Source organism: Lactococcus hircilactis, assembly GCF_009601015.1.
Lineage (GTDB): Bacteria > Bacillota > Bacilli > Lactobacillales > Streptococcaceae > Lactococcus > Lactococcus hircilactis.
The window spans coordinates 77593-93628 of record NZ_WITJ01000004.1 but is presented as its reverse complement, the minus strand read 5'-3'; the positions used below and the strand labels follow the sequence as shown (position 1 = coordinate 93628).

Genomic DNA, 16036 nt, shown 5'->3' with positions numbered 1-16036 from the left:
TCTATCAGATAGATAGACCCAGCGGACATAGACGGGCGTAGAAAAGAAACATCGCGAAGCGTTTTTATTACGAAAACGTATTATTTTAAATATTAAGCACTATAAGTACAAGTATTGTAAAATATTAAATTATAGTTTTAATATTATTTCATCGAAATAACGATTAAGTTTGAATTAAACTAGATACTGTGATAAAATAAAATAGTTAATTACGCCATATCGCCATTTCAGGCATTAAAAAAATGAGGAAAGAATAAAGAATATATGTTTAAAAAAATTATGTACTTTGTTGTTATCATCGCAGGAATTGTCGTCGTCGCTTTGGGCTATCGTTTTTACCACTCAAAACTCTCCGATGTTGCGTCTCATTCTTCTCACCAAATGGTTATGAAATCAAGCCAAGAGAAGACTTCAACGCCATCATCAAATCAGACATCGATAGATTCAGCTAATATGACAAAATATTTCACTTTGTTACAAAATTTACCGCAAGCTGCTCAAACGACGGTTGAAAATAAAGTGAAAAACAACAAAAAAGCGGTTTTAACCCTGTTGGTGCAAGACGATAATAACGTCACGAAAGCGTTGAAAACAGCATTAACGGCAAATTATGGCGATTCATTTTGGAAAGTCAATGTCATCACTTATGCCCAAGATACATCATCTGCTCTCTTGGCAGCAAAGCTGACAGATCAAGTAGTAGCGACACATCCAGATGTTATTTTATATGAAGCGCCATTGCTCAATGACAACTTAAACATCTCACAAGATGAGTCCACAGCAAGTAATCAAGCAGTCTTGACTGCCTTAGCACAAACAAAAGCAGCCATTCTAGTTGAGCCTTCAAACCCCATCTACAATGGAAAGATTTATCCAACATGGAACGCAGCATTTAAAGCGACACTACCAGCTCAGTACACGTATCTTGATTATTGGACAAACTTCCCTGATGGAGCCTCTGATGCGATGAAAGCACTCGTTGTAGATGACGGAAATTATAGAACCTTAAACGAAGCAGGTCAAAAAATCTGGTCAGATGCTTTGATCAAAACCTTTACCACTAAATAAGAAAAAAATAAAAAAAGTATAGTTTGGAGAACGCATGCCAGCCCAAAAAGAAGAATCCATCGATTTGAGAAGTATCCTACGCCTTTTATATAAAAGACTGGGATTGATTATTTTAGTAACCTTTATTGTAACAGTCCTCGGATCTGTTTATACCTTTTTCATTGCAACACCCATGTACACCGCAACCACACAGTTGGTTGCAAAACTTCCTGACTCAAACAGCTCTGCTGCATATGCAGGACAAGTCACAGGAAATATCCAGATGGCAAACACCATCAATCAAGTTATCGTAAGCCCAGTTATTTTAGACAAAGTACAAAATAACCTCAATTTGGCAAATGACAATTTCCAAAAAAATGTCACAGCATCAAATACGACGAATTCACAAGTCATTACACTGACAGTAAAATATTCAAATCCATATACTGCTCAAAAAATCGCAAATGAAACTGCAAAAATATTCAGTGATGATGCAGGAAAACTGCTCAATGTGACTAACGTCAGCATTTTAGCACAAGCAAAAGTAAATACTGCTCCAGTCAGTCCACGACCAACGCTCTATCTTGGTGCTTCAGTCGTTGCAGGATTGATTATTGGGATTGCAATTGCCTTCTTGATGGAAGCCTTAAATAATAAAATCACCAAAGAAGAAGATCTCGAAGCACTTGGACTGTCCGTTCTTGGTGTGACACCATACGCAACAGAAAGCGACTTTGCAAATGTTGTAAATAGTGCAGCAAAAATGCCATCCGCAAGTGGACATGCCCCAAGTGTAAGTTCACACACACCATCTGCAAATTCCCACAGTGCGACAACATCTGGAACATCGTCAGCACTGACAGAAAAACCAGCACCACGTAGAAGAAGATAAGGAGCTTATGATGTCTAAAAAGAATGAAAAATTAGATAGCAATCGTTATCTGATCACCAGCGTCAACCCAAAATCACCAATTTCAGAGCAATATCGTACCATTCGTACAACAATAGAATTTAAATTAGCAGACCAGGGTCTAAAAAGTTTCCTTGTAACGTCAGCCGAAGCCGCAGCAGGGAAATCAACGACCATCGCCAATCTTGCCGTTACTTTTGCCCAACAAGGCAAAAAAGTACTCTTGATTGATGCTGATTTGCGCAAACCCTCAGTTCACATGACCTTCAGACTTCAAAATCGCTCGGGACTGACCAACGTTTTGACACGTCAAATTTCAGTCAACGACGCGATGCAAGGGACAAATTTCTCTGAAAATCTTGCAATCATCAGCTCAGGTCCTGTCCCACCTAATCCATCAGAACTCTTAGGATCAGCTGCGATGAAAAATCTTATTGACTCCGTCACAGAAGCTTTTGATATCGTTTTGATTGATACGCCACCACTCTCAGCAGTGACAGATGCTCAAATCTTGAGCAGATACGTCGGTGGAGCAGTGATTGTCGTCAGAGCCAACCAAACCAAAAAAGAAAGTGTCGTAAAGACCAAAAAACTTCTTGACCAAGTCAATGCCAACATTTTAGGAGTTGTTTTACACGGTGTTGAAGCATCAGATTCTGCTTACTATTATTACTACGGTGCCGAGTAAGTCCTCACCGCTATCTCAAAAAAGCGATAAGAATTAGGAGAAAAAATGATTGATATCCATTGTCATATTTTACCAGGGATAGATGACGGGGCGAAAACACCCGAAGATACACTGATCATGCTAAAATCAGCCATTGATGAAGGCATTACCACCATTGCCGTCTCTCCACACCACAACCCAGAATTCAACAATGAACGCCCACTCATCTTAGAAAAAGTCAAAGAAGTGCGTGAGATTGTCCGCGTCAATCAGTTGCCCATTGAAATCCTACCAGGACAAGAAGTCCGGATTTACGGCAATGTCTTAGAAGACTATGCCGCAGGAAAGCTCCTCACCTCTACAGACCAGTCTCACTACATGTTGATTGAGTTTCCGTCCAATCATGTCCCAAAGTATGCGTCAGAGTTGTTCTACAATATGATTCTAAAAGGCCTTCAGCCTATTTTAGTGCACCCTGAAAGAAACACAGGAATCATCGAAAATCCTGAAATTCTATACAATTTCATCGAGCAGGGCGTACTGAGTCAGATTACCGCATCGAGCGTCACAGGACATTTTGGAAAGAAAATCCAAAAGCTCACGTTTGATATCATCGAGCATGACCTTACTCATTTTGTCGCCTCTGACGCACACAATGTCATATCACGTGCATTCAAGATGAAAGATGCCTTTGATATCATCACTGATGAGTTCGGTTTTGCGACCGCACAGACATTCAAAGAAAACGCAGAAGCTGTCATTACTGACAACGCCATCTACGCAAACACCCCAACAAAAATCAAAAAGAAAAAATTTTTAGGACTATTCTAGCAGAGCAATGCTAGTAGAAAGGAGAAACCGTGCAATTCCCGAAAGAGCGTTATAGCGCAATACTAGCAGAGCAAAATCTTTGCAAATTCAAACCATTCACAACCTCTGAGCTGATTGTAAAAAGAGCTGTTGACATCTTGGGTGGACTCGTCGGAAGTTTCTTATTTCTTATCGCAGCGCTTATTTTAGTTATCCCATACCTCACAGCACCAAAAAAGGATCGTGGACCAATGCTTTACAAGCAAAAAAGATATGGCAGACGTGGAAATATCTTTTACATCTGGAAATTTCGCACCATGATTTTGAATGCAGAGCAATATCTTGAAGATCATCCAGAAGTAAAGCAAGCCTATCACGATAATGGAAATAAGCTTGAAAATGACCCCCGTGTCACAAAAATAGGAAGATTCATTCGCCAACACTCAATTGACGAACTCCCACAGTTTCTCAACGTCCTAAAAGGCGAGATGAGTCTCGTCGGCCCGCGTCCGATTCTTCTTTTTGAAGACACAGAATACGGGGATCGACTTCCCTATCTATTGATGTGTAAGCCAGGCATCACAGGCTACTGGACCACTCACGGAAGAAGTGCCATCCTGTTCCCTAAAAGAGCAGACCTAGAGCTTCATTACCTCGAAGTCCACAGCTTTCTCTTTGACCTCGCACTCATCTTTATGACCATCACGCAAAGCATGCACGGGAAGGACGCTTATTAAAAAAATGGAAGAAAATAAAATAAAGTTATTATTAATTACTCAAAGTGGAAAAGGAGGATTAAGAAAACATTTATGTGATTTGTTAGAAAATTTAGATTATGGGAAATTTGAAGTTTGGATTGCTTATAATGATGATGAAGTTGATGATATCTTTAGAAATACAATTATAAAAAATAAAAATAATATTAAACCAGTTCTTATTAAAGAATTTGTAAGAGAAATTAATTTAAAAAATGATTTTATTTCTTATATAAAAATCAATAAATTGATTAAAAGTGTTCATCCAGATATTGTTCATTGCCATAGTTCAAAAGCTGGTGTTATTGGACGAATTGCTGCTAAAAAAAATCATGTAAAAAAAATATTTTACACTTCCCATTGGTATTCCTTTTTGTCTCCCGAATTTTCAAATTTAAAGAGAAAGATTTTTGTTTTTTTGGAAAAAATGCTAAGCAGATATGCAACTACCAGAACCTTTAGCACGTCGAATGGAGAAAAACAAGGAGCGATTGAAGAAAAACTAGATAAACCCGATAAGTTTAGAGTAATTTATAATGGGTTATCCACAATACCTATTAGCAGTAGTGCTTTTTTAAGAAAAGAATTAAATTTAACACCTCAAAATTTTATTTTTGGAAATACAGCAAGATTAAACCACCAAAAGAACCCCGAACTATTTGTTGAAATTGCGATGAAAGTTATAAAAATTGACTCTAATATTCATTTTATTTGGATTGGAGATGGAAATTTAAAAGAAAAAATGGAGAAAAAGGTTAAAGAAAATTTTCTCGAAAAGAACATTCATTTTCTAGGACATAAAGATAATGCTGAATTTATAGTTTCAGAGTTTGATGCTTTTATTTCAACATCTAACGGTGAGAGCTTTGGTTATTCGGCTGTTGAAGCTTTACGAAGCGGTGTCCCTGTATTTTTAACAAATGTTATGGGACATAGTGAAATAGTCATTCCAGAAGTTAATGGAAGATTATTTGAATCTTTTGATATTCTAAAAAATATTGATGAAGTTTTTAATTTTATTGAATTAAGTAAAAAATTAAAAAAACCAGAAATAATAAATAGTTTTGAAAATAGATTCACAATAAATAAAATGATGAGCGGTATTTATGAAGAATATTTGAGTAACCTTTAAAATATTTTTCTAAGAAATGATTTTTAATACACAGGAGTAATAAAAAAATGATAACACCAAAACAAATTGAAAATGCAACAATGTCTCCAGAAAAAAGAAAACTTGCAAAAAATGATTATTTTGCCTTTTATGTTGGTAGACCACTTTCATATGTTTTAACAATTCCTTTTTTATACACAAATATTACTCCAAACATGGTATCATTAATTTCAATTTTTCCAGTAATAATTGGGTTTATTATAATGTCAATAACAACAAGTAAATTAGCTATGCTTTTGGGTTGGTTATGTTTTTTCTTATGGAATTTACTTGATGGAGTGGATGGAAACATTGCACGATATAAAAAACAATTTTCTCCTATGGGGAGTGTTTGGGATGCAATGAGTGGCTACATAGCTATGATTCTTTCATTTTTCGCTTGGGGCGTTGGTGCTGCACATAACACTGGATTGTTTAGTAGTTTAGTAAATATACCATCTGAAACCTATATTATTTTAGGTGCACTCTCTGGTATTTTTACGATTTTTCCAAGATTTATTATGCACAAGGCAATTAATACTATAGGAGAAAAAGAAGAAATTTCTGGTCTTAAGAAAAAAGATAGTTATGGAATTATAAAAATTATTGCCCTTAATTTAATTTCTATAGCTGGTTTTGTACAAGTATTAATGTTAGTCGCTATTATTTTTAATATTCTTGATCTCTTTACAATTGGATACTTTCTACTTAATTTAATCATTATGCTTGGATCTTTAAAAGAAATATTGGGAGAAAAATAATGATTGAGAATAAGAAGGTCATTATTTTAATGGCAACATTTAATGGTGAAAAATACATAAAGAAACAAATCGAAAGTATTATTAATCAAAATTTTTCAAATTGGAAATTAATTATTTCTGATGATCATTCAACAGATAACACTTTAAAAATTATCGAAAATCTTCAAGAAAATAATCCAGAAAAAATAGAAATTATACATAACAATTCGGGAAGACACGGAGCATTTATAAATTTTTTTAATGTAATAGGATATGTACAAAAAAAATATTCTGCAGATTATTATGCTTTTAGTGATCAAGACGATATTTGGACTTCTGATAAATTAAGTAAATTAATTTTGCGGATAGAATTAGAAAATCAAAAAAATCCAATATTTATTCAACATGATATGTCTATCATTGACGGTAATGATAACTTAGTTTCTTCTAGTTTGGATGAAATCGTTGGAATGAATATTGGTTCAAGTCAAATCACTTTTTTTGCTAGAGAAAGAGTATGGGGATGCGCTTCATTTTTTAATGATGCATTAATGAAAAGCGTTCCGGAAGTGGATCCTAAAAAAATGTTTGAAAAACTAGCTCATGACAATTATTTTGTGAATGTGGCTAATGTTTTAGGAACTGTTATTTTTTTGAAGGAACAATTAACCCAATATAGAAGACATGGAAACAATGTGTCATCCGAAGAAAAATACAAATTAAAATTTCAAGATTATTTAAAAAAATTTGATTTAACTGAGTTATCTGAGAAAACTAGTAATACTCTTAATCAATCTTTGTACACAATTAAGTTAATTGAAGGTAGATATGGTAAAAATGAATATACTAATAAAATTTTGAAAGTTATTCAAATTGGTGGATTTAAAGCAATTAGATTTTTCAAGAGAAACGAAATATATAGATTCCAAAAATCCAGAACTATTAGATTATATTTAATTATGTTTATTGGAATGTATAAAAAATATTTGATTAAATTTTAAAGATATTAGGATAATTTTATGAAAACTAGCGTAGTAATGGCAACTTACAATGGAGAAGATTATATTCTCTCTCAATTAGATAGTTTAAGAATTCAAACTAAAAAAATTGATGAAATTATAATTCAAGATGATGAATCAACAGATAATACAATAAAAATTATTAATGATTATATCTTAAAATATCAATTAAAGGATTGGAAAGTAATTGAAAATAAAGTTAATATAGGATGGAAAAAAAGTTTTATAGAACTTTTAGAGAAATCAACTGGCGATATTGTATTTTTTTGTGATCAAGATGATATTTGGGAAACTAATAAAGTTGAGTTAATGTACGATACATTTTTAAAATATCCAAATATAGGTATTTTAATGTCTGACTATGAATTATTTTTTGATTCAAAAAAAAATAGAGAAATAAATATAGAGTTAATTTCGTACTCCAAAAAAAGGATAGGAAATAAATTATTTAAAGTTTTGCCTCAAAATTTCGATCGAATTAATATTAGACCAGGTTGTACAATGGCAATAAGAAAAAGTGAAAAAGAAAAAATAAAAAATTTATTTATTTTGTCAGATTGTAAAATTCCTCATGATTCTTGCGCATATTTCGTAGGAATACTTTCATCGAATTTATATCTCTTAGAAGAAAAATTGATAAATTGGAGAAAGCACTCTTCAAGCTCAATGACAAAGGAAATTCATCAAAATAGTAGGTATAATAAGATGTTAAAAATTGTAAATAATAAATTATTATGTTATGCTGCAGTAAATAATTATGTTTCAAAATATTATCCACAAAATGAAGAAATGAAAAAAATGTTTTCACTAACATTAAATAAAATCATTATCAAAAAAAATAACTTAGAACATAAAAAAATTTTTCATACTATAATTGATTATAAAAATTACTATGGGGTTAAAGATTTAATAAGTTATTTAACTGCTATTTTTATGTGAAACAGAAAGAGTATACTTTATGAATAGTGAATTGAAAATGTTAATAGTAGCACATAAAAATTTTGAATTACCAAAAATGAAGAATTATTACCCAATTCTTGTTGGACCAAAAAAAGATAATATTGATATGGAAGGTTATCGAGATGATTTCGGCGATAATATTTCAGATAAAAATAAGTATTATTGTGAACTAACGGCGTATTATTGGGCTTGGAAAAACTTAACTATTGATAATATTGGATTTGTTCATTATAGAAGATATTTCGTACATCCTTTTAACCATTTTATTAATAGAATTACAAGAAAAATATTTCATAAAAATTTTTTACAAGAGAAATTAATAAATGATAAAAATATTTTAGATATTATTTCAGACGGGAACACAATTGTCTTACCAAAAAAACATTATTTTAAATTAAATGTTTCCAATAGTGAACAATATGAACATGATCATCCTTTTGGAGATTACAATGTGGTAAAAAACATAATTGCTACTGATTTTCCTGATTACATATCTGATTTTGAAGAATTTTCGAATGGAAAAGGGGTATATTGTTTCAATATGCTAATTTGTAATAAAAAGTTATTTGATAATTATTGTGAATGGTTATTTTCAATTCTTTTCAAAGTTGAAGAGAATATTGATTTTAAAAATAGATCAGATTATCAACAAAGAGTTTTTGGTTTTTTAAGTGAGCGGTTATTAAATATTTGGGTGCATCATAATAATATTAAAATTAAAACTTATAATGTGAATTACGAATGGTAAATGGTGATATATAGATGAATTTTTTATTATGCTGTTCTTTACTGACGTTACTTGTGTTTTTCTACTATATTGAAGGAAAAGATTATCTTGCACCGTCAATTTTGCTGTGCTTCTTTTTCTTTGTTTCTTCGTTAGATTTACTATTAAATACAAATGATTGGGGAAATATATCATTAAAAACATATGTAATAATTATAATATCAATGATAGTTTTCTATGTTTGTTCTCTTTTATTTTCTTCAAGAAAATATATTAGGTTTTTTAATAAAAAGAAAATTAAATTTAAATTAATTCCTATCCCTACTTTTATTATTATCGCTACCATAATAGCACAAGTATTTCTTTTGCTTTTAGTAATTAAAGGTGTAAAAGAGGTAACAGGGCAGAGAAATTTATTTGCTGCAATCTCATCATATGCAGACACAAAGATAATAGGTAGCGTACAGCAGTTATCTAGAATTTCTTCCAATTCATATTATATTAATAATTATATTGGATATGGGATGGGTTTTATAGGGATAAATAATTTTATAGTTAGAAAAAAAATAGATATTTTCATTTTAATTAGTTTTTTAATAAGCGTTATATCAGGAATGATGCAAGGATCAAGAGGACTGAGTTTATATCTTTTAGTTTCTATGGTTATAATATTTTTAATACAAAATAGATTTGCATCTGGTAAAAGAAGTTTAAATCCTAAATATTTAATATCTGCATTAGCAATTGGAGTTATTGGGGCAATAATTTTTGGTGCTATTGGGAGAGGTTTAGGTCGTTCTAGTGCTACAACTATGAACACTTTTGAATATCTTTCTCATTATCTTGGAGCTCCTTTAATTAATCTTAATTCTTTTGTTAATCATCAATTAATTGTCCAGAGTACAAGTTGGGGATTATATACATTTGTTGCACAAATAAATTGGGTTTCATCTCAGAGTATAATTCCTTATCTTCCCTTTAATGTAGTAAATGGACAAGTAACAGGAAATGTATATACAATGATTTTCCCGTATTTAATTGATTTTGGCATTATCGGAGTAATAATATGTACAGCAATTATGTCATTGATTGTAAACTTTACTTATAAATTAATTTATATTAAAACTTATGAACTATATAATAATAATTCAAATGAAAGAATTCCATTCTTTTGGAGAGCTGCAGGATATTCATTCTTCTCATACTCAATTATATTTGGATTTTTTAGTAATAAATTTTATGAATCAATCACAACAAATATTATCAAATACATAATAATAATATTTATTTTTTATTTGATATCGAAACATTTTATGGACAGAAATAAAAGCTCAATAACTTTTTAGTTTTTTAGTAGGGGGAATATAAATGTTATATGCACAAATTATGGCGGGTGGAATCGGAAAAAGGATGGGAAATGTTCCACTGCCCAAACAATTTTTAATGTTAGGCTCAAAGCCTATTATCATCCATACCATTGAAAAATTTATATTAAACGACCAGTTTGATATGATTTTAGTTTCGATTCCAGAATCTTGGATTGATTATACAAATGAAATTTTTGAGAAATACAAAGTAAAAGATGATCGTATTCGTGTCATTGCGGGAGGAAAAGAGCGGAATGATACGATTCAAAATGCAATCAATTATATTGAAAAAAATATAGGATTAAATGATGACGATTGGATTGTAGCTCATGATGCAGTGAGACCATTCATTACAAAAAAAATCATTGATGAAAATATAAAAGCAGCATCAAATTTTGAAGCAGTGGATACAGTCGTTCCAGCTTTTGATACGATTGTACGTGGAGATGGGACTGAAGTTTCTGAGATTCCTGTGCGCGATGAGATGTATCAAGGACAAACTCCGCAAAGTTTTAAGATTAAAGCATTTCAAGATGGTTTTTCCGCATTATCGGATGAACAAAAAGCAATATTATCTGATACAGCAAAAATCATTTTATTAAGTGGAAAAAAAGTAGGGATGGTTGCTGGTGAACTTTCAAATATTAAAATCACGACACCTTATGATTTAAGAATAGCAAACGCAATCCTTTTGACAGGACATACAGCAGGAGAGTAAAATGCTTAATACAGTTTATCGTTTAGTGTCACCAAAACAGTTTGAAGCAGTTGTAGTAGATGAAAAAGCATCAGAGAATACAGTGATTGTTCGCCCTACTCATTTATCAATCTGCCATGCTGATCAGCGGTATTATACAGGAGCAAGAGATGTTTCTGTACTAAAAAGAAAATTACCAATGGCTCTGATTCATGAGGGAGTAGGTGAGGTAGTAAAAGACTATTCAGGTAATTTCAAGACTGGGGAGCGCGTAATAATTGTACCGAATACTCCATTTGAAACAAATGAAACTATCCAAGAAAATTACTTGCCTACTTCTAAGTTTCGCTCATCAGGCTTTGATGGATTAATGCAGGAATATGTTTTTACGACAACAGACAGACTTGTTAGAGTTCTTGATGACGTACCAATGAATGTTGCTGCCTACACAGAAATGATTTCAGTAGCCATGCATAGTATCTCTCGTTTGAGTTCATTGATGAATAAAGATAAAGAAGTTATAGGAGTATGGGGAGATGGAAATTTAGGGTACATAGTATCCACACTCATCAAAGCAATGCTTCCAGAATCTAAATTATTCGTTTTTGGAAAAAATAGAGATAAATTAAATTTCTTTAGTTTTGCGGATGAAATATTTTCTGTTGATGATGTTCCTGAAAACATAGAAATTTCTCAAGCTTTCGAGTGTGTCGGAGGAAAAGGAAGTCAATATGCACTTGACCAGATGATTAACCAGATTAAACCACAAGGAAGTATCGCAATCATGGGAGTGAGTGAGCATCCAATTGAAATAAATACACGATTAGTATTGGAAAAAGGATTAATAATTTCTGGTACAAGTCGTAGTGGAATACAGGATTTTGAAAATACGATCAAATTTCTTTCCACACATCAAGCGGCAAGACGACGCTTTGAAAATTTAGTAGGAATCGAAAAGAAAATAGAAACAATAAATGATATCCATGATTTTTTTGAAGCAGATGCAACAAATTCATGGGGGAAAGCTGTGATGGAGTGGAGAATTTAAAAAAGATGAAATATAACACAAAAAAATACGACTACTTGATTGTTGGTGCAGGCCCTTATGGTTCTATCTTTGCATACGAAGCAGCAAAGCGTGGAAAACGATCATTAATTATTGAACGTCGCCCATCAATCGGTGGAAACATGGCAACACACAAAGAACACGGAATCAATGTCCATGACTTTGGAGCGCATATTTTTCATACAGATAATAAAGAAGTATGGGATTATGTTAACCAATTTACTGAATTTAACGGCTACATTAACCAAGTTGTTGCGGATTATAAAGGAGAGCGATATAACCTTCCCTTTAACATGAACACATTTTACCAGATGTGGGGAGTCAAAACACCCAAAGAAGCACAAGAGAAAATTGCGCAACAACGTCAAGCAGCTGGAATATCAAAAACACCACAAAATTTAGAAGAACAAGCCATTTCTTTGATTGGGACAGATATATACACCAAGTTGATTAAAGGCTATACAGAAAAGCAATGGGGACGTAAAGCTACAGAATTACCTGCATTCATTATTCGTCGTCTCCCAGTGCGATACATTTATGACAATAATTACTTTAACCATCGCTATCAAGGAGTTCCAGTAGATGGTTACACAGCAATTTTTGATAAAATGTTAGCATCAGATTTGATTGATGTTCAGTTAAATACAGATTTCTTTGAAGATAAAGAAACCTATTTAAAAGAATTTCCACGAGTGATCTACACAGGGATGATCGACCAGTTCTTTGACTATCAGTTTGGAGAATTAGAGTATCGCTCAGTTAGATTTGAGTCTGAAACTTTCGAAAATGACAATGAGCAAGGAAATGCAGTGATTAACTATACAGATGCCGAAACACCATTCACGCGCGTGATGGAGTGGCGACATTTTGATAAAAAAGCAGATGATGGCTTTACCATCTTGACCAAGGAATATCCTCAAGATTGGGACAGATCAAAAGAGGCTTATTATCCTGTCAATGATGCCAAAAATTCAGATCTATTTAAAAAATATAAATCAGAAGCGAATAAAGTCGATAACGTTATTTTTGGTGGAAGACTTGGAAATTATCAATATTATGATATGGATCAAGTGTTTGGCGCGGCATTAAAAGCTGTCGAAAAAGAATTTAAGGAATAAAAAAGATAAATTCATGAATAATACAATTCATGATTTTTATCGTATCAATAAGATGAAATTAATTAAAAATTTTATATTAAACAGTTCATATCAGTTACTTTTGATTATCTTGCCCCTGATCACAGCTCCTTATATTTCTCGTGTCATTGGCGCACATGGTGTTGGAATATACGCATTTACTGGAGCAAATGTTCAATATTTTATATTATTTGCAGTATTAGGGACAGCGACTTACGGCAATAGAGAGATTGCTTATCATCAAAATGATAAATATAAGAGAAGTCAAATATTTTGGGGAATCAATTTTTTAAGTTGGATTACAGCAGCCTTCTCCTTTATTGCATTTTTTTGCTTTATCTTGCTCACACATGAGTATCAGAATATCTATATTTGGCAAAGTTTACTGATTTTGGCAAGCCTTTTTGATGTTTCATGGTACTTTATGGGACGAGAAAAGTTCAAAGTTACTGTAACCAGAAATTTCATCATAAAAATTTTAACCGTTATTTCTATTTTTATTTTTGTAAGAAATCATAATGATTTACCAATCTATGTTGCAATCATGGGGATTGGGAGTTTACTAGGAAGCTTATCTTTATGGCCCTACCTCAGACATGAGATTAATAAGCCAAATTTAAGACACCTCAACTTAAAAAAACATCTACATTACACAATCATCTTATTTATCCCAACAATCGCTACCCAGATTTATCTCGTAGCAAATAAATCCATGATTGGACTTATGGATTCTGTCACACATGCCGGATTTTACCAACAAGCAGACACAATAATAAAGATGGCATTATCCGTGATTGGAACCATAGGTGTCGTCATGTTACCTCGTATTGCAAGTATGCACTCAGAAGGAAACATGAAAGGAATCAGAGCATCGATTGTAAAAACATTTAATATCGCAACAGGGATTTCATTTGGTATCTTTTTTGGAATTCTAGGGATTGCACTACACTTTGCACCATTCTTTTTTGGAAAATCCTTTGAGATGGTCGGAGTGATAATGATGCTAGAAGCCCCCATCATCATCTTTATTCCAATGAGTAATGTATTTGGTATTCAATACCTCCTTCCACTCAACAGAATGAGAGCTTTTACCTTATCAGTAACCTTTGGTGCAGTATTAAATATCATAATAAATTTTGCTTTGATACCGTTATTTGGAGTGATTGGAGCAACGGTAGCGACTGTGATATCTGAATTTGCAGTTACAGCTTACCAATATTTTTCAATCAGAAAAGAGTTTTCATTCAGTGATTTATTTGGTGGACTTTGGAAATATTTTATCTCAGGTCTATTGATGTTTGTCGTCGTTTTTTGGATGAATCAATCATTTAAAATGACAATGATTCAGCTGATACTCCAAATTGTCGTAGGAATTCTCATCTATATCCTCTCTAACATCTTATTAAAAACACAGCTATGGCTTATGGCATCAGATCTTTTAGGAAAAATGCAGAATCGGGTGTCAGGAAATCATATCCGCATAGATCAAGACCAAGAAATTCTCGAACACCCATTAGATACGATTGAAGCTTCGATTGATCAATTTGACATTCTTTTTCAAGAGGTCGATGAAAAAGAAAGATTATCTCATGCGAACTTTTTGACAACTCTTAATAATTTTGAGAACACACTAAAAAATGTAACATTTAATGATGAGTTAAACAAAAATGATATAATAAGACTATCAGATTTCATCGCTGAGCTTAGTATAATGATGAGCAAAAAAAGAGAGTATCTTAAAGTTCAAGACCAAAAGCAATTATATCAATTCGCTCAAGGTTTAAATATCCTTGTATCAAAAATGGAGAAAATTGCACAAGAAGAGCACTCCCCAAAAGAGCTAAAAGAATGGTTTAAAAATGAATTAGGCGAATAACTTTGTCAAGTAAAAAGCAAGGAACAGCAAGAAAGGCACAATCATGGAACGGAAAAACAAAAAGAAAAAAAGTAAATTTTGGATCATTCCAGTAGTCATCTTACTCATCATTCTGGGAATTGGAGGCTATTTTCTCAAAGATTCACTAACCTCAAAACCAACAAAAACAACGCAGTCGTCAAGTGCGGGTGACCAGCCGAAAAAAACTTCAAAAAAAGACGGTTATGTAGAAGCGCCAGCAGTCAAGCCAGCCACAGGGAGCTGGGATTTAGTGAGTGATATCGGAACACCAGAGTGGGTCAAAGTTCCTTCCAAACAAAATAAAGAAAAGTTCACAGACCTCTCAAACAACGGCGTAACCATCTATCGGATCAATAACGGACAAGTCTTAAAAACGGCAACAAACCTAACCGATCAGCGCATGCGCATGGCGGATGTCGTAGCAAAATATCCTAACACACTCATCATGAACGCCTCAGCCTTTAATATGTCCACAGGTCAAGTCGCAGGATTTCAGATCAATAATGGCAAACTTTTTCAAGACTGGAGCCAAAGCACAACGTTACAGTATGCCTTTGTCATCAACAAAGATGGAACGTGCAAGATATACGACTCAAAAACACCCGCGAGCACCATCATCCAAAACGGTGGCGCACAAAGCTATGACTTTGGAGCAGCTTTGATAAGAGATGGACAAGTCTTACCTAGTGATGGCTCTGTCAATTGGGAGATTCATGCTTTTATCGCCAATGATAAAGCCAATAATCTCTATGTTATCCTAAGCGACACCAACGCAGGATATGAGAATATTATGAAGTCTGTAGCATCACTCAACTTAGAAAATATGCTTCTCCTTGACAGCGGAGGATCAAGTCAACTTTCCCTAAACGGAAAAACAATCGTCCCAAGCCAAGACGACCGTGCAGTCCCAGACTACATCGTCATAAAATAAAAAAATCAAAAAAGCTATCAAATGATAGTTTTTTTATTTTGTAAAGAAAAGACATTGATGTGTAACAATTAACATTAAAAATTTAGATAAAATCTAATAAATGTGTTGTATATTCGTAACACTAGCTATATAATTAATATATGTTGTTTAATTTTTT

General features: G+C 32.8%; 16 protein-coding genes. All 16 read left to right on the top strand.

Annotated elements, in window-relative coordinates:
* The first annotated feature begins 264 nt into the window (after positions 1 to 264).
* From GHI93_RS03495 to GHI93_RS03420, 16 genes are read left to right on the top strand one after another with little or no spacing between them, the layout of a single operon-like run.
* Positions 265 to 1068 carry an SGNH/GDSL hydrolase family protein gene (locus GHI93_RS03495; protein WP_153495643.1) on the top strand — a complete coding sequence of 268 codons (804 nt, stop codon included), beginning with the start codon at positions 265 to 267 and terminating at the stop codon, positions 1066 to 1068.
* A 34-nt stretch (positions 1069 to 1102) separates the two neighbouring features.
* Positions 1103 to 1939, top strand: coding sequence for a Wzz/FepE/Etk N-terminal domain-containing protein (locus tag GHI93_RS03490; RefSeq protein ID WP_153495642.1), 837 nt, complete (start codon positions 1103 to 1105; stop codon positions 1937 to 1939).
* Between the two features lie 7 nt (positions 1940 to 1946).
* Positions 1947 to 2645 carry a polysaccharide biosynthesis tyrosine autokinase gene (locus tag GHI93_RS03485; protein ID WP_153495640.1) on the top strand — a complete coding sequence of 233 codons (699 nt, stop codon included), beginning with the start codon at positions 1947 to 1949 and terminating at the stop codon, positions 2643 to 2645.
* A 45-nt stretch (positions 2646 to 2690) separates the two neighbouring features.
* The gene (locus GHI93_RS03480; protein ID WP_153495638.1) at positions 2691 to 3455 is read left to right on the top strand and encodes a tyrosine-protein phosphatase; all 765 of its coding nucleotides are present in this window, start codon (positions 2691 to 2693) and stop codon (positions 3453 to 3455) included.
* A 29-nt stretch (positions 3456 to 3484) separates the two neighbouring features.
* Entirely contained in the window at positions 3485 to 4171 is a 687-nt protein-coding gene (locus GHI93_RS03475) for a sugar transferase (protein WP_343030306.1), read from the top strand.
* Positions 4172 to 4175: 4 nt separating this feature from the next.
* Positions 4176 to 5321 (top strand): glycosyltransferase, encoded by a 1146-nt coding sequence (locus GHI93_RS03470; protein WP_153495637.1) that lies wholly within the window; start codon positions 4176 to 4178, stop codon positions 5319 to 5321.
* A 47-nt stretch (positions 5322 to 5368) separates the two neighbouring features.
* Positions 5369 to 6100 (top strand): CDP-alcohol phosphatidyltransferase family protein, encoded by a 732-nt coding sequence (locus GHI93_RS03465; RefSeq protein ID WP_246177009.1) that lies wholly within the window; start codon positions 5369 to 5371, stop codon positions 6098 to 6100.
* Entirely contained in the window at positions 6100 to 7080 is a 981-nt protein-coding gene (locus tag GHI93_RS03460) for a glycosyltransferase (protein WP_153495635.1), read from the top strand. The genes GHI93_RS03465 and GHI93_RS03460 overlap by 1 nt, the downstream gene beginning before the upstream one ends.
* 18 nt (positions 7081 to 7098) lie before the next feature.
* Positions 7099 to 8037, top strand: coding sequence for a glycosyltransferase (locus GHI93_RS03455; protein ID WP_153495633.1), 939 nt, complete (start codon positions 7099 to 7101; stop codon positions 8035 to 8037).
* Positions 8038 to 8056: 19 nt separating this feature from the next.
* Positions 8057 to 8806, top strand: coding sequence for a DUF4422 domain-containing protein (locus GHI93_RS03450; protein WP_153495631.1), 750 nt, complete (start codon positions 8057 to 8059; stop codon positions 8804 to 8806).
* 14 nt (positions 8807 to 8820) lie between these two features.
* Positions 8821 to 10131 (top strand): O-antigen polymerase, encoded by a 1311-nt coding sequence (locus GHI93_RS03445; protein ID WP_153495629.1) that lies wholly within the window; start codon positions 8821 to 8823, stop codon positions 10129 to 10131.
* A 22-nt stretch (positions 10132 to 10153) separates the two neighbouring features.
* Positions 10154 to 10870, top strand: coding sequence for an IspD/TarI family cytidylyltransferase (locus GHI93_RS03440; RefSeq protein ID WP_153495627.1), 717 nt, complete (start codon positions 10154 to 10156; stop codon positions 10868 to 10870).
* A 1-nt stretch (position 10871) separates the two neighbouring features.
* Complete coding sequence (locus tag GHI93_RS03435; protein WP_153495625.1) at positions 10872 to 11897, top strand: alcohol dehydrogenase catalytic domain-containing protein; 1026 nt, start codon at positions 10872 to 10874, stop codon at positions 11895 to 11897.
* Positions 11898 to 11902: 5 nt separating this feature from the next.
* Entirely contained in the window at positions 11903 to 13033 is a 1131-nt protein-coding gene (glf, locus tag GHI93_RS03430) for a UDP-galactopyranose mutase (RefSeq protein WP_153495623.1), read from the top strand.
* A gap of 13 nt (positions 13034 to 13046) precedes the next feature.
* The gene (locus GHI93_RS03425) at positions 13047 to 14927 is read left to right on the top strand and encodes a flippase (protein WP_246177008.1); all 1881 of its coding nucleotides are present in this window, start codon (positions 13047 to 13049) and stop codon (positions 14925 to 14927) included.
* 43 nt (positions 14928 to 14970) lie between these two features.
* The gene (locus GHI93_RS03420; RefSeq protein ID WP_153495621.1) at positions 14971 to 15879 is read left to right on the top strand and encodes a phosphodiester glycosidase family protein; all 909 of its coding nucleotides are present in this window, start codon (positions 14971 to 14973) and stop codon (positions 15877 to 15879) included.
* Positions 15880 to 16036: the final 157 nt, after the last annotated feature.